The organism is Corynebacterium sp. USCH3, assembly GCF_037619475.1.
In the GTDB taxonomy this organism is placed as follows: domain Bacteria; phylum Actinomycetota; class Actinomycetes; order Mycobacteriales; family Mycobacteriaceae; genus Corynebacterium.
In genome coordinates this window covers 89,058-112,158 of sequence record NZ_JAQPZT010000006.1, presented here as the reverse complement: position 1 = coordinate 112,158, position 23,101 = coordinate 89,058, and the positions used below count along the sequence as shown (strand labels likewise).

The window sequence follows — 23,101 nt, the reverse complement described above, 5'->3', positions numbered from 1 at the left end:
CCCCGGAGGTTACCGTTCCGCAGTCAATGATCTCCGCAGTTGGCTACTGGAGGAAGGACCTTCCTAACCGGTCACACCGGTCAGCTCGTTCGGGGTCTCGGGCAATTCGGCGGAGGTCAGGATCTCGCCGGTGGACAGGTCGACCACATGCAGCTCGTTGGTGGACGGTTCAGAGACATAGGCCCGGCCCCCCTGCACGAACAGGGTGGGGCGTGCCTCCTGCCACTCCACCGGCTCCTCCCACTCACCCACGACGTCCCAGGCGTCGGTCTCTTGCCCGGTTTCCGGGTCGATGACGTGCAGTTTGCCGTCCGTGCCCAGTACCAGAGCCTCACCCTCCGGTCCGCGGGCCAGCGAACGGAAGCTGTAGGACGTCCCCAGCTCGACGAGCTGTGCGGTGTTGTCCTCGGTGTTCGTCAACTTGATCCTGGTCGGACGCTCCAGTTCCGCGTCCTCCTCCACCTTGTAGTCACCCAGGACGACGGGTGACTCGTCGGAGCCGGCCTGGTTACCGGTACGCCCGTAACTGTCCTCGGCATCGATCTTGGTGAACTCGCCATCCTTGTAGATCAGGACGCCGTCCTCGCAGCCGAAGGAGACGGCCTCTCCTGCGGCCGTCGCCTCCCCGTGGACGCCTTCACAGTCGTTACTGGACGCGATCTCTTCACCATCGGGCCTGAGGGCGACAACGGTGTCACGGTGTTCCTCCGTCCCCTCGGTGTGCAGCAGGGTCCCGTCCGACAGCTCGACGGCGACGCCGTGGTGGGGGTCGTCCGTCTCCGTCACGGTCGGCTCAGGGACGTCGTCGCCGTCACCGCCGGAGATGTCGAGGAAATCCTCTGCCGTGAACAGCTGGATCTTCCCGTCGCCGTCACCGAACAGGGCGACGTTGCCGTCATGACTGACGACGTGGCCGGGGGTGTCGGTGCCGAAGACGGTGTCGGTGAGCACGGGGTCCCCGGCGTAGCTGTGGGTGTGGTCGCCGTGCGGTTCGGTCCAGACACCGGCATCGATGAGCTGGAAGCCGTCACCGGTGGACAACAGGACGTGACGACCGTCGCCGAGGGGGTTCAGCCGGTTGAAGCCGTCGATCTTCTCGTCCGAGATCACCTCCAGGGTGTTGGCGTCCAGGGTGAGGTATCCGCCGTCGTAGGTGGTCAGGATACGGGGCTCGGCGGCGTCGACCTCCTGTGCTTCGGCGGCAGGTTCATCGCCGTGGTCGTGGCCTTCGTGCGACGTCTCCTCGGACGCGCAGGCGGACAGGGCCAGGACGGCGGAGAGGCTCGCCGCCACCGCAGCGGTCGCACTGCGGCGGACACGTCGGATGCGGCGTGGGTTATGGGGCAGTGACGTTGAGGACGTTGAGGACATGATGGGTTCTCCTTTTCGAGAGTCAGAGGAAAGTCAGGTGTCAGCCGAGCGCGTCAGCGATGCGCCTGGCGTTGGTGCGTTGCATGTCGATGTAGGTGCCTGCCTCACCGTCCGGCTCAGTGAGCGATTCAGTGAACAGGGGGACGACAGCGACGGTGATTCCGGCCTCGTCGGCGAGGACGTCGGCGAGGCGTTGGGGTTGCGAGGAATCGGCGAAGATCGCCGTGACGCGGTTGTCACGGATGGTCGTGCTCAGGTCCCGCAGGTCCGCGGCCGACGGTGCTGCCAGGGTGGTGCCACCGGGGATGACGGTGCCGATCACGTCGTAGCCGAAGCGGTCGGCGAGATAGCCGAACACGTGGTGGTTGGTCACCAGTGTCCGACGGTCCTCCGGCACCGAGCCCAGGAGCTCTGTCACCTCGGCGTCGAGGTCGTCCAGCTCCGCGCGGTAGGTCGCGGCGGACGAACGGATCTCCTCGCCGACGTCACCGTCGACCACGCCTGTCAGGTGGTCGGCGATGATGCCCGCGGCGGTGACCATACGGCCGGGATCCGTCCAGAAGTGCGGGTCGAGATCACCCTCGTCCCCGCCCGCGGCGTACGGCAGCGGGTCGATCTCCTCGCCGACCTCGAGGACGTCGACCCCTTCTTCGCGGGCGTTGTCGAGGTTCGATCCAAGTCCTTCTTCGAGTCCCAGTCCGTTGGCGACGATGAGGTCGGCCTGCTGCATGTCCCCGGCCTCTCTGGCGGAGATGCCGAAGGAGTGCGGGTCAGCGTTGGGTTTCATCAGTACCTGGACGTCCGCGGAGTCGCCGACGAGCCGGGAGACGACGTCACCGAGGATGTTCGTGGTGACGACGATGCTCGGACGGTCAGTGTCACTGCTGCAGGCGACGAGGACGGAGGCGAGAACTCCGGAGACCAGCGTCGCGGTGAGGACGCGGAGACGGTTCATCACTTGTCTCCCGTCACGGCGATCGCCGCAGGGTGCCCGCCGACGTCGATGCTGCGGGCTTCGCGCAGGTTGTCCCGCACGTCAAGCTCTGCGACGGTGCCGTCTGCCGGGTCGGAGACATATCCGCGTTCCCGGGTGAGGGCTACCGACGGAGCCGTGTCGCCACCGCCGTCCACCAGTTGTCGCTGCGCGGTGACCTCGCCAGAGGCGGCGTCGACCACATAACCCACGCCGTCCTCGTCAACGGCGAAGACGGTCGAGTCATCCGGTGCGACTGCGGCGGAGACCACCGAGGCGTCCGTATCGGCGATCTGCCATTCTCCGGACTCCAGGTCGAGGACTCCGAGCCCACCGTCTTCGAACGGTGCGGCCACAAGGTCCCGGCCCGCCACCAGGGACCACGCACGCCCGTCGCCGTCCTGCGGGTACGGGGTGACGGTACCGGTGAGGCCGTCGTCCACCGTGAGGACACCGTCCCCGCAGGCGAACGCCACATGGTCGCGGAGCCCTGCCGCACCGTGGATCTCGGGGCAGGTGGTTTCGCCGGTGAGCTCGTCCGACGCCTCCTCACCGGAGTCGTCGTAGAGTGAGATCTTCCCGGGGAGTTCCTCGTCATCGGCCCCGGGAACCGTGGTCAGGACGTGGTCCGCGAACGGGACCGCAACCCCGTGGTGTGCACCGACGTCGAAGGAGATGTCTTCGGTCAGTTCTCCGTCGCCGAGCCCCTGCCGTGGGAAGACCTTCACCGCGCCGTCGCCGTCGAAGAACATCGCGACCTGCGAACTGTTGGAGACCACGTGACCGGGAGTGTCACCGTCCACCGTGCCGACCCGGGAAGGATCGGACCGGTAGTAGTGGTTGTGGTCGCCGTGGTCCACGGTCCATACCCCGGTGTCCGTGACAGTGACGCCTGCATCGTCCGCGGTGAACAGGAAGCGTCCGTCAGACTCCTTGAGCACGGCTGGTTCCTCCCCGTCGGGCTCCGCCGGTGCATCCACGGGGTCACCGGTCAACAGGTCGACCAGCGTGAGTCCGCCGGCATCTGCATCGTCGGCGTCGACAGCCGCCAGCCTCAGCTGCGGTTCGGTGGCTTCCTCCGCGCCTTCGACATAGCCGTGGGGCGTCTCGTTGGCGCCGGAGGTGGCGGTCGACTCAGCGTCCGTGCCCCCTGCCCCGCAGGCAGACAACCCCATGATCAGGGGCGGGACGGCAAGAGCTGCAACGACGGCGGCAAGCCGACTGAACGGAACAGGCGGTCGGGCGCACGGTCTGCGCTGTAGCGTCATCATTCTCCTCTACTGATAATGATTATCATTTGCAGTACGGAGGCCGACTCTACACAGAACTGCCTTTGCCGCCAAGACGACCAGGAAGCTCGTCCCGCCGAGCAGGGTCACCGTCGCCCCCGCAGCGGTCTCCGCATACCAGCTGACCAGCAGACCGACGTAGACCTGCAGCACACCGATCACCGCCGCGGCCGCCATGACCCGCCCGATCCCCCGGACCAGCAGCAATGCCGTCGCCGGCGGTCCGATCAACAGCCCGAAGACCAGGAGCGTGCCGACCACCTGGAACGACGCCACCGTCGCCAGCGCGACGAGGACCAGCATCCCCACGTGCGTCACCCCCGGGCGCAGTCCCAGAGTGTGGGCCTTACGCTCGTCGAACGTCAGGGCCGTGAAGGGCCGGTGCAGCACGAAGCAGGCCAGGCCTCCCACAACAGCGGCGATGGCGATGACCAGGACATCTCCGCGGGTGACGCCGAGGATGTCGCCGAACAGGAAGGCCGTGAGGTCGACGGCGAACGACCCGGAATGCGAGACGATCACCACCCCCAGCGACAGCATCGTGATGAACTGCAGCCCGATACTCACGTCCTGCGACAGGCGCGACGCGCGGCTGACCGTCACGACCCCCAGGGACATCACCAGTGCGCTGACCGCCGCCCCGAGCATGAGGTTCCCGCCGAGCAGGGCCGCCACCGCCACGCCGGGCAACATGCCGTGACTCATCGCGTCGCCGAAGAACGCAAGGCCACGCAGGACGACCCACGTGCCGATACAGGCGCAGAGCACAGCGGCGAACCCGCCGGCCAGCAGTGCCCGGAAGACGAACGAGACCTCGAAAGGGGATGTCAGGAGTTCCATTTGATAATGATTATCATTATCATGAAGGAATGCGCGAACCAGTCCGCCTCACCGACATCTCCCACCGCTACGCACGGATCCCCTCCCTCCGGCGGATCAGTCTCACCCTCGAGCCCGGGACCGTCACCGCACTCGTCGGCGGCAACGGCTCCGGAAAATCAACCCTGCTCGGCATCCTCGCCGGCACGCTGCACCCCACGTCAGGAACAGCGACCGGCGTCCCGTCCAACACCGCCCTGGTCCCCCAGCACAGCACCGCACCCGACCTGTTCCCCGTGACCGCCCGCCGGGCGGTGTCCATGGGACGGTGGCGGGACCGCGGTCTGCTCCGCCCACTCACCCGGCGCGACCGGGAGCTCATCGACACCTCCATGGACCGCATGGGCATCACCGACCTCGCCGACCGCACCCTCAGCGACCTGTCCGGCGGACAGCGCCAGCGCACCTTCATCGCCCAGGGACTGGCCCAGCAGGCTCCCCTGCTTCTGCTGGACGAACCACTGTCGGCAGTGGACACCGCCACCGTCACCATGATCGACGAGGCGGTGCGCGAGGAGAGTCGGGACGGTGTCACGGTCGTCATCGCCACCCACCACCGTCATCAGGCGGACAGTGCCGACCGGGTCATCGTCCTCGACCACGGACGGGTGGTGGAGCCGGTATGACCGCCGCGCACCGTCGCACCCCGGTGACCGTCCTGTCCGGATTCCTCGGCTCCGGCAAGACCACGCTGCTCAACGCCGTCCTGGCGAACCGTGACGGTCGTCGCATCGCCGTCATCGTCAACGACTTCTCCGAGGTCAACATCGACGCCGCCCTCATCGCCGGCGAAGGCCACCTGACCCGCGGCGACGACCGCTTCGTGGAACTGACCAACGGCTGCATCTGCTGCACACTGCGCGACGACCTCGTGGAATCCGTCGGGTCCCTCGCCCGCCACGGCGCCTACGACCACATTCTCATCGAGTCGACCGGCATCTCGGAACCGATGCCGGTGGCCGCCACCTTCGAGTGGCAGTGGGACGACGGGACGAGACTGGCGGATCTCGCCCCGATCGACACGATGGTCACCCTCGTCGACGCCGTCCAGTTCCTCGACGGGCTCGGCGGTCGGACGCGGCTGCAGGACGCCGACCGCGGCGCCACACCGGACGATGAACGCACCGTCGCCGATCTCCTCGTCGACCAGGTCGAATTCGCCGACCGCATCTACGTCACCAAGTCGGACCTGGTCTCCGCCGACCGACTCTCCGCCACGCTCTCACTGGTCCGGCGCATGAACCCGCGGGCGCAGGTCGACGTCATGATGGACGGCCTGGTCCACGGACGTGCCGCCACCGAGGAGATCCTCGGGGCACGCCTGTACAACGAGGCCACCGCACGGACCTACCAGGGCTACACCGAGGAACTGACGAACCCCCACACCCCGGAGACCGAGGAGTACGGCATCAGCTCCGTGGTATTCCGGGGAGAGCGCCCCTTCGACCGCGGACGACTCCTTGAGGCCCTGCGCTCCACGACGGGACTGGTCCGGTCGAAGGGTTACTGCTGGATCGCCGACCGCCTCGAATATGCCCAGGTGTGGCACCAGGCCGGACCCGACCTGTCGATTCGACCTGCGGCACCATGGAAAGGTGCCGGACTGGAGCCAGGCACCGAGGTGGTGCTCATCGGGGTGAAGCTCGACGGCGCCGCGCTGCTCCGGAAGCTGGACGCCGCCATGCTCAGCGACACGGAAGCCTTCGGGCTCGTGCAGTGACCGTGCGGCGCGCGGCAGCGCGTCCGCGCGTCCTGCACCCCCACCCTGTGCCGACCCGGACCCCGTCGACCAACCCAGGTCGGGGTCTCAGAAGACGGCCGTGGCGATCCTCTGGCGGGCCCGCACCACCACCGGATCATCAGGCTCCAGCAGGTGGAGCATGTCCAGGAGACGCAGACGGATGCTGTCGCGGTCCGCCGTTCCCGCGAGGGACCCCGACAACAGGTCCACCGCCTCCGCGGGTTTGTCGAGGAGAACCAGGACGTCCGCGGCGCGTAACACGGTGTCGGTGTCGCCCTGACCACCCTGCAGACGCCGACGGGCGTCCGCCACCGCGGACAACACGGCAGAGCGGTCCATGTCCCGTGTACGGGCCAGGACCGCGACGGCCGCCCGTGCTCGGTACAGCGTGCTCGCTGCAGCGGGAGTGGTGTACTCGGCGAGCATCCGGTCGTAGAGGGCGAGCGCGGCCTCGGCATCCCCCTGGCCGACCAACTCCGCTGCCTCCTGGAGCCTCGGATCCGCGACCACGGAGTCGCCTGCTGTCGCCGCGCCGGCGCCGTCGGTGACCGCGTCGTCCGGAAGTCCCCCGAGCCGTCCTGCGACGGTCGTGACGACCTGCTCGACCCAGTCCCCGCAGTCGACCTCCGCGCCGTCCACCGTGGTCCAGGTGCCGACACCCGTGCCACCGGCCACGACGACCACCGACGGAAGCATCGTCGGCCGGAAAGCACGGACGACCTGCGGGAACCGGTCGGCGTCCAGCACGCCGAGGATCCACCGCAGTCCGGTGGCGCGGTTCTCCAGGTCACGCCGCAGTGCCGTCGTGCCGGGATCGACCGTCGAACCGATGAGGACGACCACGGGTACCTGGGACGAGCGGGCGATGACCTCAGGCTCCAGGGACAACGGCGTCACCTCGACCACCGGTCTGACGACGTGGGACGGTGACGTCTCCTCACCGGAGGTCGCCGTGTCGTGCGGTGTCTCCTCTGGTGAACGTATCCCCGTGACCACCAGATCCCGGTCGATGTCCGGGGTGCAGGAATCATGGTCGTGCCCGTGTGAATGCTCCATCATCGCCCACTGTAGGCGTCGCTGGCCACGCTGACGATGACGGTCACCGATTACGCCTCGATCGGCGACGGCCCCCTCTCATAACAACACTGACCTGCACGTCTTACTCTTCGAGAAAGACCGGAGGCGTAATATGCCGCACTCCCCGCGGCAACCACGCGACTCCGCGCCGCCTCCTACGGGATCAGCTCCAGGATCGCCTCCGTCAGGGCCTTGCGCTGGGCCGCGGTCAGGGCGTGGTCATGGACGTGGTCGTGCAGCCACAACCCGTCCGCGAGGATCTGGACCAGGTACGCCGCGCGGGCCAGGTCCGCGTCCTCCCCGTCGCCGTCGACCCCGTCCACCGACGGCAGCCACCGCTGGTCGACGTCGCGCCACACCTCGACGAAGTCCCGGTGTGTCCGGGAATCGACCTGCAGCAGCAGGTCCGCACGCGTCGCCGACCTGCTCAACGACAGCACCATCGCGCGCAACCGGGCTGACGGCGACACCTCGTCCGCCCGACCCCCTGCCGCGGAGACCAACTCGTCCTCCCACTGCCCGGCGAGGTGGCGGTGCACCCCGAGCATCAGCTCGTGGCGCGACGGGAAGTGGTAGATCAACCCCGACTTCGACATCCCGGACGCGTCCGCGAGGGACTCGTAGGTCACCGCGTCCAGACCGTCCGACTCGATGATGCCGACGGCGGCGCGCAGGATCACGTCCTTCTTACTCGTGCGCAGAGTACTTCGCCTCCTTCGGGTTCCCACGGAAGCACCAGGCCGTCACCAGGGCGGCGACCACTGCGACGATACCCGCGATCACCAGCACCAGCAGGTAACCGGTGTCGTAGGCGTCCGCCGCGACCGCGCCGAACACCGGGTGGTCCACCCCGTGGTCGACGTCCCCCGACACCTCCGACGGGGCCCGCATCGCGTAGAACATCGGCATCAGGCTGCCCAGGATCGCCACCGACAGCAGCGTGCCGAACTCGTAGGAGATCGCCTCCACCGAGGACGCCATCCCGGCCTTGCGCTCCGGGGCCGAACCGATGATCGCCGACGACGACACGGACATCACGCAGCCGGAACCGACACCGACCAGCCCCAGGCCGATGACCGCGGCCCACAACGGCTGGTCCGGCACCGCCCACACCACGGTCGCCACACCGGCCGCCACGACGGTGAAACCACCGGTGATCAGCGTGCGGAAGCCGAGACGGTGCAGGTTCATGCCACCGAGGATCGAGGCCGGGATCGCCGGCACCGCCGCCGACGCCACCAGCAGGCCGGCCTCCAGCGGACTGAACCCGCCCGAGGTCTGGAACCGCTGGGTGGTCATCAGCTCGGCGCCCGCCAGCACGAACATCGCGAACATCGCGGCCAGTGTGCCGCCGGCGAACATGCGGTCGCGGAAGATCCCGAACTCCAGCAGCGCCGGCATACCGCGGCGGCGCAGCAGACCCTGACGGTGCGCGAACAGCACGGCACCGACGACCGCCACACCCACGCAGGACAGGACGAGCGCGGTGCTGCCCTCGGAATTCGCCGTCTCCTTGATCGCCATGACCGCCCCGACCATGGTCAGCATCGCCCACACCGAGGACAGCACGTCCCAGTGCCGGGAGGGGTCGGCCTGGTTCGCGGGGGCGTACACGGCTGTCGCCACGAGGATCACGACCACGACCGGCACGTTGATGAGGAACACGGTGCCCCAGTGGAAGTGCTCCAGCAGGAAACCGCCGAGCACCGGGCCGGACGCCGCACCGACGACCGCGATCGACCCCCAGATGCCGATGGCGGTGTTGCGCTCCCGGACGTCGGTGAACGTCTGGCGGATCAGCGCCAGCGTGGCGGGCATCATCGTGGCCGCACCGAATCCGAGGACGGCGCGGGCCGCGATGAGCATCCACGCGTTCGGAGAGAACGCCGCGAGCAGGGAACCGACGCCGAAGACGCTCACCCCGGTGAGGAACATGACGCGGTGGCCGATCTTGTCGCCGAGGGTGCCGGTACCGAGCAGCAGCCCGACCAGGACCAGCGGGTAGGCGTTGATGATCCACAGGCCCTGCAGCGCGGTGGTGTGCAGCTCGTCGCGCAGCACCGGCAGTGCCGTGTAGAGGATCGAGTTGTCCGCGCCGACGAGGAACAGTCCGAGGCTGATGATGCCGAGGAAGCTCCAGCGCTGGGCGGGCGTGGTGGCGGAGGCGGGTGTGCCTCCGGAGGGACGTCCCACCGTCCGTCCCGTCGCCGTCGTCGTGTGGCTCACGGTCAATACCTCCTGTGCGCGTGCCGGTTGTGCCGGTCTCTGCCGTGTCTGGTGTGCCTGGTCGACACAGCATGGAACTGTACCGAACGTGCGTTACAGTTTCAAGCGGTGTGGCGGGCCTCACCATGCCCGTCACCTGCACCGTTGGTGCGACGTCCGTCACACGTCCGGGCGATGACGTAACATCCTGAGAAACCACCCGCCCAGCCGAGGAGCAACCGTGCCCGACCCCAGCGTCCTGTCCGACCTCACCGCCCTCGCCGACGCGGGGTTGGCGGACATCGACCCACTCGTCGCCGGACGCTGGGCGACACCGGTCACCTGGCGTCAGCCCGTGCACACCGTGTACGTCCCCGCCCACCTCATCGTCGGCGACGGCCTGCCCGGCACCGACCTGCCCCGGCGCTGGGCGTCGGACGCCCTGGACGCCCTGGACGCGCACGGCGACCCCGCCGACCTCGCCCGTGACCTCGGTGTCGCCGACAAGCACGCCGGGACCGTCGGCGAACTCACCCGGGAGAAACTCCTGCGCGAGCCGGTCGAGGACCTGCGCATCGACTTCGAGGACGGATTCACCCAGCGCGGCGTCCCGCAGGCCGACCGCGACGCCGACGAGGACGCCAAGGCCCGCCAGGCCGCCGATGTCCTGGCCACCTGGTTCAGCACGCCGGGTCCGGCCGCTCCCGCCTTCGCCGGCATCCGGTTCAAGTCCTTCGACCCGGCCGTCCGCGACCGTGGCCTACGCACCCTCGCCATCGTCCTGACCGGGCTGGCGGAGCGGGGCGTCCTGCGCACACTGCTGGAGGACGACCGCCGGGCGCTGCGCCTGACGTTGCCGAAGGTGCAGCACCACCACCAGGTCGAGGTGTTCGTCGACGTGCTGCGCCGCCTGGAGGACGCACTCGGTGTCCCCGAGATCCCGTTCGAGGTCCAGGTCGAGACCCCGCAGGCCGTGCTCGCCGCCGACGGGGCCGCCGAACCCGCCCGTCTCATCAGCGCCGGGCGAGGGCGCGTCCTGTCCCTGCACTACGGCACCTACGACTACTCCGCCTCCCTCGGCGTCGACGCCGCCGAGCAGGCCATGGACCACCCCGTCGCCGACCACGCCAAGGACGTCCTGCAGGTCGCGACGACGGCGGTCGGCGTGGAACTCTCCGACGGCTCCACCAACCGCATCCCCGTCGGCACCCGGGCGGAGACCCTGGAGGGATGGCGCATCCACCACCGCCTGGTGCACCGCCACCTGCGCCGCGGCATCCGGCAGGGCTGGGACCTGCACGCGCGCCAGCTCGTCACCCGGCACATGACCACCATCGCCTACTTCCGCGCCGACTGGCGACTCAGCGCCGAACGGCTGCGCGCCTATGTCGCGGGAGACACCAGCCGGTGGATGGACGAACCCGCCACCGCGAAGGCGCTGGCCGGCTACCTGCTGCGCGCCCACGCCTGCGGTGCCGTCACCGACCGGGAACTGGAACTCACGGGCGTGGACCACGACCAGTTGCGTAGTCTCCAGGTGAGCGGCCGACTGTACGGAGCCTGAGGAGCGAACCCATGACAGACATCACCACGATCTACCGCGCGTCCCACGCCGTGTACCTTCCCGAGGACGACCGGTCCCCGGCACAGGGGCCGGTCAGCGTCCTCGTCAGCGGTGAACAGATCACCGCCGTCCTCGACGGGCGGGACGCCGAACTCCCCGCGGAGTTCACCTACACCGACGCCACCGTCGTGGACGTTCCCGACGACCAGGTGCTCATCCCCGGCCTCGTCGACACCCACGTCCACGTCAACGAGCCCGGGCGCACCGAATGGGAGGGCTTCGCCTCAGTGACCCGCGCGGCCGCGGCCGGCGGGGTGACCACGCTGCTGGACATGCCGCTGAACTCGATCCCCTCCACCGTCACCGTGGACGCACTGGACACCAAACAGGACGTCGCCGCACCGAAGGCGAAGGTCAACGTCGGCTTCTGGGGTGGCGTGGTGCCGGAGAACCTCGGCACCGGGGACCTGCGGGCACTGTGGGACAGAGGCGTGTTCGGCTTCAAGTGCTTCCTCCTGCACTCCGGGGTGGACGAGTTCCAGCCACTGTCCGCCGACCAGCTGCACCAGGCGATGACCGAGATCGCGGAGTTCGACGGACTGCTCATCGTCCACGCCGAGGACGCCGACGAGATTGCCGCCGGTGAAGCGAAGGTCGACGCCGCCGGCGGCATCGACGAGACCTTCGACAGTTTCCTGGCGTCCCGCCCGTCCTCGGCGGAGGCGACAGCCATCGCCACGGTGATCGAGGCCGCCGAAGCCACCGGATGCCGGGCACACATCCTGCACCTGTCCGACTCCGGCTCCATCGACCAGATCGCCGCCGCCCAGGAGCGCGGCGTCCGCATCACCGCCGAGACCTGCCCGCACTACCTGGCGTTGTTCTCCGAGGAGATCCAGAACGGCGCGACCCAGTACAAGTGCTGCCCGCCGGTGCGCACCGCCGGCAACCGCGAGCGCCTGTGGAAGGGCCTGGTGGACGGGGTCATCTCCACGGTGGTCTCCGACCACTCCCCCTGCACCGCGGAACTGAAGAAGTTCGCCGAGGTCGCCGAGGCCCAGGCGTCCGCCAACGAGCGCAATGAACTCACGGCCTTCTCCGCCCTCGCAGCCACCGGCAACAACCTCGGGGCCGGCGGTGCCGACCACCGCGGGTCCGGCGGCTCCTTCGGCGAGGCCTGGGGCGGCATCGGCTCCGTCCAGCTCGGGCTGCCGGTGGTGTGGTCCCAGGCCCGGCTACGCGGGCTGTCGCTGGCCGACGTCGTCGGCTGGATGTGCCAGGCCCCGGCCGAGTGGGCCGGGCTGACCGACCGGGGCGCGATCGCCGCCGGACGCCGCGCCGACCTGGCCACCGTCAGCGCCGACGACGCGTTCGTCGTCCTGCCCGACGAACTCCACCAGCGCAACAAGGTCACCGCCTACGCCCAACGCGCCCTGGCCGGCGTGGTGACCCGCACCTGGATCGGCGGCGACCCCGTCTACGTCCGCCCGTCCACCCCGCACGTCCCCGCCGTCGATCTGGAGGACGCCGCCGTCTTCCCCGCCGCCGTCCGACCCTTCACCCTGCGACCCTGACCTGCGACCCTGACCTGCTGAGGAGCACCATGACCGAACACTACGACTTCCTGTCCTACCCCGATCTCGCCAGCCGTGCGCTGGCCGGTTCCGTGGTGTGGGCGTCCGACGAGTCCTTCGCCGAGCGCGAGAACCTCATCATGCCGCATGAACCGGCCTTCGACCCGAACGAGTTCGGCAACAAGGGCAAGGTCTACGACGGGTGGGAGACCCGGCGGCGGCGCCACGACGAGGTCGGCGAGAATGACGCCGCCATCGTGCGCCTCGGCGTCCCGGGGCACATCAAGGGCATCGTCGTCGACACCGCCTGGTTCAAGGGGAACTACCCGCCCCAGATCGCCGTGCACGGCCTGACCTGCGACGAGTACCTCACCGGCGAGGAGCTCGCCGCCCTGCCCGACGACCGGTGGTTCACCCTCGTCGCTCCCATGGACGCCAAGGGCGACCACAAGCACCACCTCGAGATCTTCCCCGCCGGAGACGCCGCGGCCCGCCGCGTGACCCACGTGAAGCTGGAGATGATCCCCGACGGCGGCATCTCCCGCCTGCGCGTCCACGGACAGCCCGCCCCGGACCCCCGGTTCATCACCGGCACCATCGACCTCGCTGCGGTGGAGAACGGCGGACGGGTCACCGAGTGCACGAACATGTTCTACTCTCACCCCAACCAGATCATCTCCATCGGACGCGCCCACAACATGGGTGGCGGCTGGGAGAACGCCCGGCGGCGCGACGACGGCAACGACTCGGTCACCGTCCAGCTCGCCGGGGAGGGACGCGTGCGTTGGATCGAGTTCGACACGTCCTACTTCGTGTTCAACGCGCCCGGCGACGTGAAGCTCACCGGCATCACCGCCGACGGTGAGGAGGCCGAACTCGTCGGGAAGACGAGGGTGCTGCCGGACACCCGGCACCGCTTCGCCGTGTCCGACACCGCCGAAGGCACCACCGGGCCGACGCCGATCGTCGCCGTCCGTGCCGACGTCTACCCCGACGGGGGTATCTCCCGACTGCGCGTGTGGGGAGAGCTGACCGACAACGGCGAACTCGACATCGAAAGCCGCTGGTAAAAGGGGCCTCCTACCCCGGCTCCCCTTCGGAACCACGGGAACATCTGCACGAAACTCCGTCGAAACAGGCGGTTCCTAAACTCTCGCTTCTGACAGCCGCCCACCCTCGGGCGCCGACGACGAGAACGGAGCCGATCGACCGATGACCCGTGTGATCCCCCGTACCACCGCCCTGCCCGACCACCCCGCACGCCACCGTCCGGAACCCCTTCCGGACGACGTCGCCCGGTCGAACCTGGCGGCCCTCGCCACCCGGGCGCGTGCCGACATGGCGTTGATCGGACACAACCACGACTGGGTCCCCGCTCCGGCGGACGGCGCCCACAACGTGCTGGTCATCGGCGGCGGCCAGGCCGGGCTCGGGACAGCGTTCGCCCTGTCCCGGCACCGCATCGGCGGGGTGAAGGTCCTGGAGGCCGGTCCGGCCCGGGAAGCCGGCTGCTGGACCCGGTACGCGCGGATGCACACGCTGCGCAGCCCGAAGAACATGAAGGGCATCGAACTCGACATCCCGTCGCTGCACACCGAACGCTGGTTCGAGGCGAAGTACGGTGCCGAGGCCTGGGCCGCCACCGACCTGACCCCCCGCGAGGACTGGAACGAGTACCTCACCTGGTACCGGGAGACCACCGGAGCCGACGTGGACTTCCACACCCGTATCACGGGAGTGACCAGGCCTGACGCGGACGGCTACTTCCACGTCGCGGCCGAGTGCGGTGGAGAGTCGGTGACCTACCGTGCCCGGCGGATCGTCTTCGCCATGGGGCTCGTCGGTGGCGGCGGGACATTCCTTCCGCCCCTGGTCGAGTCGCTGCCACCGCAGGTGCGGGCGCACACCGAGGACCCGATCGACTTCGCCGCGTTGCGGGGTCGACGGGTGATCGTACTGGGCGGCGGTGCCAGCGGGTTCGACAACGCCTCCGCCGCACTGGAGGCGGGTGCCGCGAGCGTGGAGATGCACGTCCGGCGTACGGACATCCCCCGGCAGAACTCGCTGCGCTGGATGGAGTTCCCCGGCATGCAGGAGCACTTCTTCGACCTCACCGACGAGGAGAAGTGGGAGTTCTCCCTGTTCAACGGAGGCCTCCCCCAGCCGCCGACGCAGGCCTCGGTGTGGCGCGCCTTCGCCCACGACAACTTCCGGCTGTTGACCGGCACCCGGTGGGCGTCCGCCGAGGTACGGGACGGCGTGGGTGGAGCTGACGCTTCAGGTGCTGAGGTCGTGGTGACCGACGACCGCGGCGAGGAGCATGTCGGGGACTTCGTGATCTCGGCGACCGGCTACACCGTGGACCTGGGGCTGCGTCCCGAGTTGAGCGAATTCCTGCCGGACATCGCCCTGTGGTCGGACCGGTTTGCCCGTGCCGTCGGCCATCCGCTGGGGCAGTGCCCGTACCTGGGCGACGGTTTCCAGTTCCAGGCGAAGGAGACTGACGGCAGTGATACCCCGTCCGGTGCCGCGTCCTACATCCCGCGGCTGTTCCATCTGTCCACCGGCGCGCGGGCCTCGCACGCGGTGGCGGGAAACCAGCTGTCCGGGATCTACGCCGGGGTGACGCGCCTGGCGAACCGCATCGCCACGGACATCACCCGGGAGAACTGGCCGGACTTCTTCTCCGAGTTCCGGGCCTTCGAGCATCAGGAGGTCGGCAACGTCGGCCGGCACCGCGACGGCGAGGCGTGGTTCCCGGTGGCACCGCGGTACTGAACGGCCGGATGTCGTCTGAGCCACCTCAGGGGTCAAGGATCGGCTGTTTATTGACCTGGGCGGTGGCTCAGATGACATCCTCACCAGGAGACGTCTCCGGTACTGTGATCAGAGGTCGCGTACCCCAGCGACGTGACCCCAGCACACCGCCGTCACCGAGGAGTCTCTTGTTCCGGACGATCCTGCGCTTCGGCATGGTCGGTGTCGTCGGCGCCGTCGTCGACTTCTCGACCAGGGCGCTGCTCCTGCATCTCGGTGTCCCCGACGCCTTCGCCAGAGGCGGAAGCTACATCGTCGGCAGCACTGCCGCGTACTACCTGAACAGCTGGTTCACGTTCAGCGGCGAGCGGACGCGGGCGGAGAAACTCCGGGCGGCCGTGTCCTACGTCCTGTGTTTCACCGCTGCCGTGCTTGTCGACCACCTCGTCCGGCACACCCTCCCCGCCATGCCCGCCGTGTACTTCTGGTCGTGGTTCGTGTCCCAGGGGGTGGCCACGGCACTGAACTTCCTGCTGCAGAACTTCTGGGTGTTCCGCGGCAGTTCCACCAGGCGCTAACAGACAGTGTTTTTGTCCCGTGTCATCTGAGTCACCACAGGGGTCAAGGATCGGCTGTTTATTGGCCTGGACGGTGGCTCAGATGACAGCCCATCCGGACGCGTACCATCGCGCACATGACTTCCCCGGACAACACAGACGGCACCGCCACCACCGACATCAAGTCCATTCCCGTACACGCCCTCGACGGCAGCGACATCGACCTCGCGGAGTTCAGCGGCCCGTTGCTGATCGTCAACGTGGCGTCCAAGTGCGGCCTGACCCCGCAGTACACCGCCCTCGAGAAGCTCGCCGAAGACTACCGGGACCGCGGACTCACCGTCCTCGGCGCGCCCTGCAACCAGTTCATGGGCCAGGAACCCGGCAGCACCGAGGAGATCGCGGAGTTCTGCTCCGCCACCTACGGCGTGACCTTCCCACTGACCGAGAAGCTCAACGTCAACGGCGAGGACGCCCACCCGCTCTTCGCCGAGCTCACAAAGACCCCCGACACCGACGGCAAGGCCGGCGACGTGGAGTGGAACTTCGAGAAGTTCCTCGTCAGCAAGGACGGCGAGGTCCTCGCGCGCTTCCGCCCCGCCACCGTGCCGGACGCCCCGGAGGTCATCGACGCCGTTGAGGCAGCGCTGTAGCCCGGTAGCTGCCGTTCCTCCGCTCAAGCCCCGCCCACCACGGCTCCCCGATCAGGACGTGTCCCCGGGTGATCTTCCCTGCGCGGGCGCGGTCGACCTGCTCGTCAATGTCGTCAATGTCCACGGGTGGCTCGACATCACCATCGCTGGACATGAGGCCGCCCACCGACGACCTCTCCACGAACCAGCCGTCACCGGCAATCCGGATGAAGCCACCGACGACACGCCAGACTGCGTTGTCGACCTCCTCGAGGAAACTGTCGCTCCCACTGTCACACGCGTCGCAGCCGCAGGTTGGCGCAAAGCCGAGTTCCTCGATCTCGTTGCGCTTCCCCGCTACACCGATGCCAGTCACGAGTACGCTCCCCTGTACCCCGTCGAGCTCGGGCTTCGCCAGCACCAGGGGCCGCGCCCCCTCCGCGGACGGCACGAGCATCGCCGCCTCCTGTGACGGCGCCTGATTCCACCCTGACGGCGTGACCACCGGCTCCGCATGCGCCAGGCCGAGTCCGACCAATGCCCGCTCCCAGGCGTCCACCCGCGCACCGACGATCCGGAACCGCCCGGGATCCGTGACCCGCGAGTACTCCTCGTCCCTGATGTACCTGACCTCGAGGTCCGGATGCGGGTCGTCCCATGTCACGGCACTGAGCGGGTCGGTGGCGTACTCGCGGTCGACGGCAGCGAGGATCTCGTCCTTCATACTTCCTCCAGCACCAGGTCGCGGTACATCATCGTCTGCCGGATCGCCGACCACACCATCGGCGAGTTCGCCAGGGAGTCCCACCCACCGCTCCACGTCAGCCGACCCGCCAGGCGCCACACGCTGATCTCCGGGTTCCACTCCAGTACCTGCGACACCTCGTCGGCACGCTCCATGACGTGGTCGCGGGTCTCCTGCCGCCGGGCCGCCAGCCCGGTGAAGCAGTAGCCGTGGCCGGGGAGCACCGTGTAGTCGTCGAACTCCGCCAGCCGATCCAGCGCCGCGAGGTAGTCCTTCACCGGGTTGCCTCCCAGGGACGCCACCCCCAGGCCGATACCGGGGAAGATCTCCGGCAGCACATGGTCCGCCGCGACCAGCAGCTTGCGCCGGTCGTCGGCGAAACACAGGTGCCCCGGAGTGTGCCCCGGCGTCAGCACCGCACGCCACCCCAGTTCCCCGGTCACCCCGTGATCCGGCAGCAGGTCCCCGTCCTCCAGCAACCGGTCCGGACGCTGCCGCGGGATGAACGGCGGCAGCCCCTTCGTCGCCAGCGGGAAGGGAAACTTGTCGAGCACCCCGTCCGGAGCGCCGATCGTGTGCCGTTCGACGGCGTAGTCGTCCTGCGACCGGCCGGTGCGGGCGGCGTCCACGGTGCGCTGCTCCACGGCGCCCAGGTGATACCGCGCACCGGTGGCCTGCAGCATCTCCGCCGTCGCACCGATGTGGTCCGGGTGCGCGTGCGTCACCACCACGTCGGTGACGTCCTCCAGACGCCGCCCCCGCTCGCGCAGGAACGCGTCCAGCGGGCGCAGGACGTTGCCCGTCGCGTCCTGCGCCTTGCCACCGGCCCACCCCGGGTCGACGACGGTGACGCCGCGGTCCCCGAGGTGGATGACCGACAACACGCTGTTCATCACACCCGCCCCCGGCATCGGCACGGCACGCACCCACAACTCACCGTCGACGGTGCTGACGCGTACCGGTGCAGGCACCGTGCTGCCGAGCGCCGCCTGGTACTGGGCGCGGAAGATCGGGGTGATGCGGCTGTCTGCACGTTCTGCCATGTGCAGTCAGCGTACCCGCCGCCGTTCACTCACCGGCGACAATGGTCCGCACCACGGCTCGTTCGTCGCCGAGGACCATCGTGGCGAAGAGGATCTCCTCGAGGGTCTCCGCGCACTCCACCCGGTGCCGCAGCACCGGTGAGTTCGACGCGGCGGACGGGTCGAGGACGACGAGGTCGGCGTCCTTCCCCTTCTCCAGTGACCCCACCGAATCCTCCACACCCAGCGCTTCCGCACCGCCGAGGGTGGCCAGGCGCAGCAGCCGGGCGACGTCCAACGGCGCGCCGAGCATGCGCGACGCCTGGTAGGCAGCCCCCAGGGTGACCAGCGGCGAGAGGCTCGTCCCCGCGCCCACGTCCGACCCCAGGCCCACGCGCAGACCCGCGACGGACTGCGCCCGGGTGACCCCGAAAAGGCCGGAACCCAGGAAGAAGTTCGAGGTGGGACAGTGCGCCACGGACGCCTCCGCCTGGGCGAGACGGCCGAGTTCCCGGTCGGTCAGGTGCACCCCGTGGCCGAAGACCGCCCGCCTGCGCACCAGCCCCGCCCGGTCGTAGACGTCGGTGTAGTCACGTGTACCAGGAAACAACGTGCGCACCCGCTCGATCTCCGCGGTGTTCTCCGACAGGTGCGTCTGCACCACGACGTCCGGGTAGGACGCGGCGAGTTCACCGAGGGCGGTGAGCTGGGCGTCCGACGATGTCGGTGCGAAACGTGGGGTGATCGCGTACTCCAGGCGCCCGACACCGTGCCATTTCTCCAGCAGCGCGACGCTGTCCTCCACCGCGGAGGACGGTGTGTCGAGCAGGTGGTCGGGCGCACCCCGGTCCATGCACACCTTGCCGGTGATGACCCGCAGGTTCTTCGCCCGGGCATGACGGAACAGCGCGTCCGCGCTGCCCGGATGCACCGTGGCGTACACGCACGCGGTGGTCACCCCGTTGTCGACGAGCTGGTCGGTGAAGAAGTCCGCCACCCGGTCGGCGTGGTCGTCGTCGGCGAACCGGGCCTCGGCGGGGAAGGTGAACCGCTCCAGCCAGTCGAGCAGTTCCAGCCCCGGCGAGGCGATCATGCCGATCTGCGGGTAGTGCACGTGGGCGTCGACGAAGCCCGGCAGGAGATACCGGTCACCGTGGTCCTCGACCAGCGCGCCGCGGTGCCGGGACAGGACGTCCTGCGCACCACCGACATCCAGGATCGTGCCATCAGCATGGGCGACGGCACCGGACGCGATGTCGAGGAAGCCGCCGGGGTCAGACGCGGTCGGGGTGACCACGTGGCCGAGGACGACGGTCGTCCGCGCGGTGCCCGTCATCGTGCCGCCTGGGGGGCCGGTGCATCCGTCGCATCGGCTTCATCGGCTTCATTGACTTCATTGACGGCACCTGCCTCGTCCGGCAGGGTCGGCTCCGCCAGGTGCCCGCCGCCCTGCCGGTTGAGCAGCAGGTTCAGCACGATTACGGTGACCGCGCCCACGGTGATCCCGCTGTCGAGGATCATCTCCAGACCGGCCGGGACGTTGGCGTACAGTCCGTCGAACACGGTGGGCAGCATCGCCAGGGCGACGGACACCCCGACGATCAGCGTGCGGGTCTCCGTCCAGGTCACGGTGGACAACGTCCTGATCCCGGAAGCGGCGACCATGCCGAACAACGCGACACCCGCCCCACCGAGCACGGGCGACGGGATACCGGTGGCGACCTCCCCGACCTTCGGCAGCAGGCCGAGAACAATGAGGATCAGGCCGGACGCCGTCACCACGAAGCGGCTGGCGACCCGCGACAACGACACCAGCCCCACGTTCTGTGCGAAGGCGGAGTACGGGAAGGTGTTGAAGATGCCGCCGAGGAAGGTGGCGAGGCCGTCGGCGCGCAGGCCGTCGGCGAGAGTACGTCCGGTGGCGCGGCGGCCCGTGATGTCCCCGACGGCGACGATGTCTCCGCTGGTCTCCGTCATGATCACCAGGCCGACCAGCACCATCGTGAGGATCGAGGCGATGTCGAAGGTGGGCGTGCCGAACTGGAACGGTGTGGGGACACCGACCCAGTCCGCCTCCCCCACCCCCGAGAAGTCGCTGGCCCCCACGAACACGCCGGCGACCGTACCGACGATGATGCCACCGAGCACCGCCATCGAGCGCCACGCCGCCGGGGCGAAACGGTGGATGCAGATCACGGTGATGAGTGTACCCAGCGCCAGCAGGAAGTTCTGGCCCGTTCCCTGCTCCTCCGCCGGGCCGTTCTGGTTGAACAGCCAGCCACCGGCGACCGACAGCAGCGACAGCCCCACCACGGTGATGATCGTGCCGATGACCAGCGGCGGGAAGTACTTCACCACCTTGGCGAAGAACGGTGCGACGAGCATCATCACCACGCCGGTGGCGATGACCGACCCGTAGATCGCCGTGATGCCGTGCTCCGACCCGATGGCGATCATCGGGGCGACGGCCACGAACGACACACCCTGGATCAACGGCAGACGCGCACCGAAACGCCAGACGCCGAGGGACTGGATCACCGAGGCGACACCGGCGACGAAAAGGTCGGCGACGATGAGGTGGTGCATGTCCCCGGCGTCGAACTCACCGGCGGCGACGAGTGCACCACCGACGATGAGGGGGACGGCGACCGCCCCGGCGTACATTGCCAGCACATGCTGCAAACCCAGGATGAATGTCCTGCCCAACGGTGGTTTCTGGTCGACCGGGTGGGTGCCGTCCGGCGCGACGGCGCCGATCGTGCCCGCGATGTGGCCTGCCTTCTCCGGTGCGCTCACGTGACCTCAGCTCCCCTGGTAGGTGGAGTAGCCGAACGGTGACAGCAGCAACGGGACGTGGAGATGCCCGCCGGCGCCACCACGCTCACCCGTGACGAGGAAGGTGACGTCGACGTAGGGGTAGAGCGACGGAGTCCCGGTGTCCGCGAGATACGCGCCGGTGTTGAAGCGCAGACGGTACGTCCCGGGCTCCAGTTCCGCGACGAACCGGTAGCGACCGTCGGCGTCGGTGGTCCCGGACTCGACCGGGACGTCCTGCGCGGTGAACAGCGTGACGGTCATCCCTGCGGCGGGGAGGCCGGTGGCGGTGTCGAGGACGTGGGTGGACAGGCTCATGCCTCATCCTCCCCGCACTCTGCGCCGGCCACGAAACCACGCAAGCGCAACTGGTTGATCGCGTCGAGGTTCTCCACGACCAGCGGCCACTCGTCCTCCGGACCGTGGGCGAGCCGCTCGACCAGGTTGTCGAGGATCTGCCGGCTGTCGCGTCCGGCGGCCCTGACGAGGAAGTTCCACCCGAACTTGTCCCGGTAGGTGGGCTGCAGGTTCCGGATCGCCTGCAGCTCGCCGTCCTCCGGCCCCCGACCGGTGGCTGCCGTCTGCTCCGCGGCGGACAGGCTCCCCTCGACGACGGCACCGCCGATCGGAGGGTGCGCGTTGACCGACTCCAGCACCTCGGCCTCGTCCAGTTCCTGGCACAGGACGGACGCCGTCGCGCACAACGCGTCGACGGAGACGAACGGCCGGAGGTCGACGAGCGCCGCGGCGAGGGTCCTGCTGGCGAACAGCTCCGCCACCCGGTCGACGAGCGCGGCGGCATCCGCGCCCGCCACCCGGTTGAACTCGTCGAGCGTGACGGCGGCGGGGATCGGTGTCACTGGTGTTGTCATGGCCCTCAGTGTGGTTCAGCACTGTTTCTCCCGGGTTAATCCGGAATTTCCCGGCGGAGAAGTTCGGGTCAGGCACGGTTTCCGAGTCTGGACGTGGCGAGTTGGCGAACTCGGCTCGTCCAGACTCGGAAACCGTGCCCGCTACCGGAATCGGTCAGGCGTGTGCCCCGACCCGGGCCTCCTCTTCCGCGGCAGGTTCGTCCTCGTCACCGGTGAGGAAGGCGTAGCTCACGCCCGCGATCGCCGCACCGACCAAGGGAGCCAGGATGAACAGCCACACCTGACCGAGCGCATCGCCGCCGGCGAACCACGCCACGCCCAGGGAGCGTGCCGGGTTCACCGAGGTGTTCGACACCGGGATGGAGATCAGGTGGATCAGGGTCAGGGTCAGGCCGATGGCCAACGGCGCGAAACCTGCGGGCGCCTTCTTCGAGGTCACCCCGAGGATCACCCAGAGGAACACGGCGGTCAGCACGACCTCGGCGAGAGCAACGGCAGCGAGTGAGTAGCCGTCCGGAGAGAACTCACCGTAGCCGTTGGTGGCGAAGCCGGACTCCGAGGCGCTGAAGCCGTCCTTCCCGTCGGCGATGACCCACAGGGCCCCGCCCGCGACCGTGGCGCCGATGACCTGTGTGACCCAGTACGGCACGACGGCGGACCACTCGACACGCTTCGCGACGGCGCAGCCCAGGGTGACGGCCGGGTTGAAGTGACCGCCGGAGATGTGGCCGACGGCGTAGGCGGCGGTGACCACCGTCAGGCCGAAGGCGAGGGAGACACCGACGAAACCGATACCCATGTTGATGGAGTCTTCCGTGACGACCTTCGCGGCGAGCACGGCGGAACCGCACCCGCCGAAGACCAGCCAGAACGTGCCGAGGAATTCGGCCCAGAGTCGTTTGGACATGGGAGGGGTGAGCATGGTGTCTCCTTGTTCAGTTGTTCCACGTGAGTGGTTCTACTAAGTAACACGATGCCCGCAGAATGGGAATACCCTGCATAAGTATTTCTCGGGAGGCAGTAGCTGAT

Annotated in this window: 22 protein-coding genes; 8 read left to right on the top strand and 14 right to left on the bottom strand. The window is 68.7% G+C overall.

Features of this window, described 5'->3' with window-relative positions; translation table 11 throughout:
- Positions 1 to 63: 63 nt before the first annotated feature.
- The 4 genes from aztD to aztB form a co-directional block, all read right to left on the bottom strand.
- Positions 64 to 1,371: a zinc metallochaperone AztD gene (aztD, locus tag PQI66_RS13315; RefSeq protein ID WP_339999012.1), complete on the bottom strand. Its 1,308-nt coding sequence runs from the start codon at positions 1,369 to 1,371 to the stop codon at positions 64 to 66.
- Positions 1,372 to 1,411: 40 nt separating this feature from the next.
- Positions 1,412 to 2,326 (bottom strand): zinc ABC transporter substrate-binding protein AztC, encoded by a 915-nt coding sequence (gene aztC, locus PQI66_RS13310; protein WP_339999011.1) that lies wholly within the window; start codon positions 2,324 to 2,326, stop codon positions 1,412 to 1,414.
- The gene (locus tag PQI66_RS13305) at positions 2,326 to 3,519 is read right to left on the bottom strand and encodes a hypothetical protein (RefSeq protein ID WP_339999010.1); all 1,194 of its coding nucleotides are present in this window, start codon (positions 3,517 to 3,519) and stop codon (positions 2,326 to 2,328) included. Before PQI66_RS13305 ends, aztC begins: the two co-directional genes overlap by 1 nt.
- A gap of 102 nt (positions 3,520 to 3,621) precedes the next feature.
- On the bottom strand, positions 3,622 to 4,473 hold the full coding sequence (aztB, locus tag PQI66_RS13300) for a zinc ABC transporter permease AztB (RefSeq protein WP_339999009.1): 852 nt from the start codon (positions 4,471 to 4,473) through the stop codon (positions 3,622 to 3,624).
- Positions 4,474 to 4,502: 29 nt separating this feature from the next.
- On the opposite strand from aztB, the gene aztA reads away from it, so the two are divergent.
- Together aztA and PQI66_RS13290 are read left to right on the top strand one after the other, a co-directional pair.
- The gene (gene aztA, locus PQI66_RS13295) at positions 4,503 to 5,138 is read left to right on the top strand and encodes a zinc ABC transporter ATP-binding protein AztA (protein WP_339999008.1); all 636 of its coding nucleotides are present in this window, start codon (positions 4,503 to 4,505) and stop codon (positions 5,136 to 5,138) included.
- Positions 5,135 to 6,232: a GTP-binding protein gene (locus PQI66_RS13290; RefSeq protein WP_339999007.1), complete on the top strand. Its 1,098-nt coding sequence runs from the start codon at positions 5,135 to 5,137 to the stop codon at positions 6,230 to 6,232. Before aztA ends, PQI66_RS13290 begins: the two co-directional genes overlap by 4 nt.
- 87 nt (positions 6,233 to 6,319) lie before the next feature.
- Here the strand turns inward: PQI66_RS13290 and PQI66_RS13285 are convergent, their stop codons facing one another.
- The 3 genes from PQI66_RS13285 to PQI66_RS13275 all read right to left on the bottom strand — a co-directional run bounded on the left by PQI66_RS13285 (position 6,320) and on the right by PQI66_RS13275 (position 9,523).
- Positions 6,320 to 7,309, bottom strand: a complete 990-nt coding sequence (locus tag PQI66_RS13285; RefSeq protein WP_339999006.1) for a tetratricopeptide repeat protein — start codon at positions 7,307 to 7,309, stop codon at positions 6,320 to 6,322.
- A 176-nt stretch (positions 7,310 to 7,485) separates the two neighbouring features.
- Positions 7,486 to 8,010 carry a TetR/AcrR family transcriptional regulator gene (locus tag PQI66_RS13280; RefSeq protein ID WP_339999005.1) on the bottom strand — a complete coding sequence of 175 codons (525 nt, stop codon included), beginning with the start codon at positions 8,008 to 8,010 and terminating at the stop codon, positions 7,486 to 7,488.
- A gap of 7 nt (positions 8,011 to 8,017) precedes the next feature.
- Positions 8,018 to 9,523 (bottom strand): MFS transporter, encoded by a 1,506-nt coding sequence (locus PQI66_RS13275; protein WP_339999177.1) that lies wholly within the window; start codon positions 9,521 to 9,523, stop codon positions 8,018 to 8,020.
- Between the two features lie 253 nt (positions 9,524 to 9,776).
- Here PQI66_RS13275 and PQI66_RS13270 point away from each other — a divergent pair, with 253 nt between their 5' ends.
- The 6 genes from PQI66_RS13270 to PQI66_RS13245 all read left to right on the top strand — a co-directional run bounded on the left by PQI66_RS13270 (position 9,777) and on the right by PQI66_RS13245 (position 16,640).
- Positions 9,777 to 11,099, top strand: coding sequence for a DUF6986 family protein (locus tag PQI66_RS13270; protein ID WP_339999004.1), 1,323 nt, complete (start codon positions 9,777 to 9,779; stop codon positions 11,097 to 11,099).
- Between the two features lie 11 nt (positions 11,100 to 11,110).
- The gene (gene allB / locus PQI66_RS13265) at positions 11,111 to 12,673 is read left to right on the top strand and encodes an allantoinase AllB (protein ID WP_339999003.1); all 1,563 of its coding nucleotides are present in this window, start codon (positions 11,111 to 11,113) and stop codon (positions 12,671 to 12,673) included.
- 29 nt (positions 12,674 to 12,702) lie between these two features.
- The gene (gene alc / locus PQI66_RS13260; protein WP_339999002.1) at positions 12,703 to 13,743 is read left to right on the top strand and encodes an allantoicase; all 1,041 of its coding nucleotides are present in this window, start codon (positions 12,703 to 12,705) and stop codon (positions 13,741 to 13,743) included.
- A gap of 142 nt (positions 13,744 to 13,885) precedes the next feature.
- Complete coding sequence (locus PQI66_RS13255) at positions 13,886 to 15,451, top strand: NAD(P)/FAD-dependent oxidoreductase (RefSeq protein WP_339999001.1); 1,566 nt, start codon at positions 13,886 to 13,888, stop codon at positions 15,449 to 15,451.
- A gap of 167 nt (positions 15,452 to 15,618) precedes the next feature.
- Positions 15,619 to 16,008, top strand: coding sequence for a GtrA family protein (locus PQI66_RS13250; protein ID WP_339999000.1), 390 nt, complete (start codon positions 15,619 to 15,621; stop codon positions 16,006 to 16,008).
- Positions 16,009 to 16,124: 116 nt separating this feature from the next.
- Positions 16,125 to 16,640 carry a glutathione peroxidase gene (locus PQI66_RS13245; RefSeq protein WP_339998999.1) on the top strand — a complete coding sequence of 172 codons (516 nt, stop codon included), beginning with the start codon at positions 16,125 to 16,127 and terminating at the stop codon, positions 16,638 to 16,640.
- Here PQI66_RS13245 and PQI66_RS13240 read toward each other — a convergent pair.
- The 7 genes from PQI66_RS13240 to aqpZ form a co-directional block, all read right to left on the bottom strand.
- A complete protein-coding gene (locus tag PQI66_RS13240) occupies positions 16,612 to 17,343 on the bottom strand; it encodes a DUF6226 family protein (RefSeq protein WP_339998998.1) in 732 nt (243 codons plus the stop codon). The genes PQI66_RS13245 and PQI66_RS13240 overlap by 29 nt on opposite strands.
- Positions 17,340 to 18,407 (bottom strand): MBL fold metallo-hydrolase, encoded by a 1,068-nt coding sequence (locus PQI66_RS13235; protein WP_339998997.1) that lies wholly within the window; start codon positions 18,405 to 18,407, stop codon positions 17,340 to 17,342. The genes PQI66_RS13240 and PQI66_RS13235 overlap by 4 nt, the downstream gene beginning before the upstream one ends.
- A gap of 25 nt (positions 18,408 to 18,432) precedes the next feature.
- Positions 18,433 to 19,722, bottom strand: a complete 1,290-nt coding sequence (gene guaD, locus PQI66_RS13230) for a guanine deaminase (RefSeq protein ID WP_339998996.1) — start codon at positions 19,720 to 19,722, stop codon at positions 18,433 to 18,435.
- Positions 19,719 to 21,182 carry a nucleobase:cation symporter-2 family protein gene (locus PQI66_RS13225; RefSeq protein ID WP_339998995.1) on the bottom strand — a complete coding sequence of 488 codons (1,464 nt, stop codon included), beginning with the start codon at positions 21,180 to 21,182 and terminating at the stop codon, positions 19,719 to 19,721. Before PQI66_RS13225 ends, guaD begins: the two co-directional genes overlap by 4 nt.
- Positions 21,183 to 21,188: 6 nt before the next feature.
- Positions 21,189 to 21,518 carry a hydroxyisourate hydrolase gene (gene uraH / locus PQI66_RS13220; protein WP_339998994.1) on the bottom strand — a complete coding sequence of 110 codons (330 nt, stop codon included), beginning with the start codon at positions 21,516 to 21,518 and terminating at the stop codon, positions 21,189 to 21,191.
- Positions 21,515 to 22,072 carry a 2-oxo-4-hydroxy-4-carboxy-5-ureidoimidazoline decarboxylase gene (locus PQI66_RS13215; RefSeq protein WP_339998993.1) on the bottom strand — a complete coding sequence of 186 codons (558 nt, stop codon included), beginning with the start codon at positions 22,070 to 22,072 and terminating at the stop codon, positions 21,515 to 21,517. The genes uraH and PQI66_RS13215 overlap by 4 nt, the downstream gene beginning before the upstream one ends.
- Before the next feature lie 154 nt (positions 22,073 to 22,226).
- On the bottom strand, positions 22,227 to 22,994 hold the full coding sequence (aqpZ, locus tag PQI66_RS13210) for an aquaporin Z (protein ID WP_339998992.1): 768 nt from the start codon (positions 22,992 to 22,994) through the stop codon (positions 22,227 to 22,229).
- Positions 22,995 to 23,101: the final 107 nt, after the last annotated feature.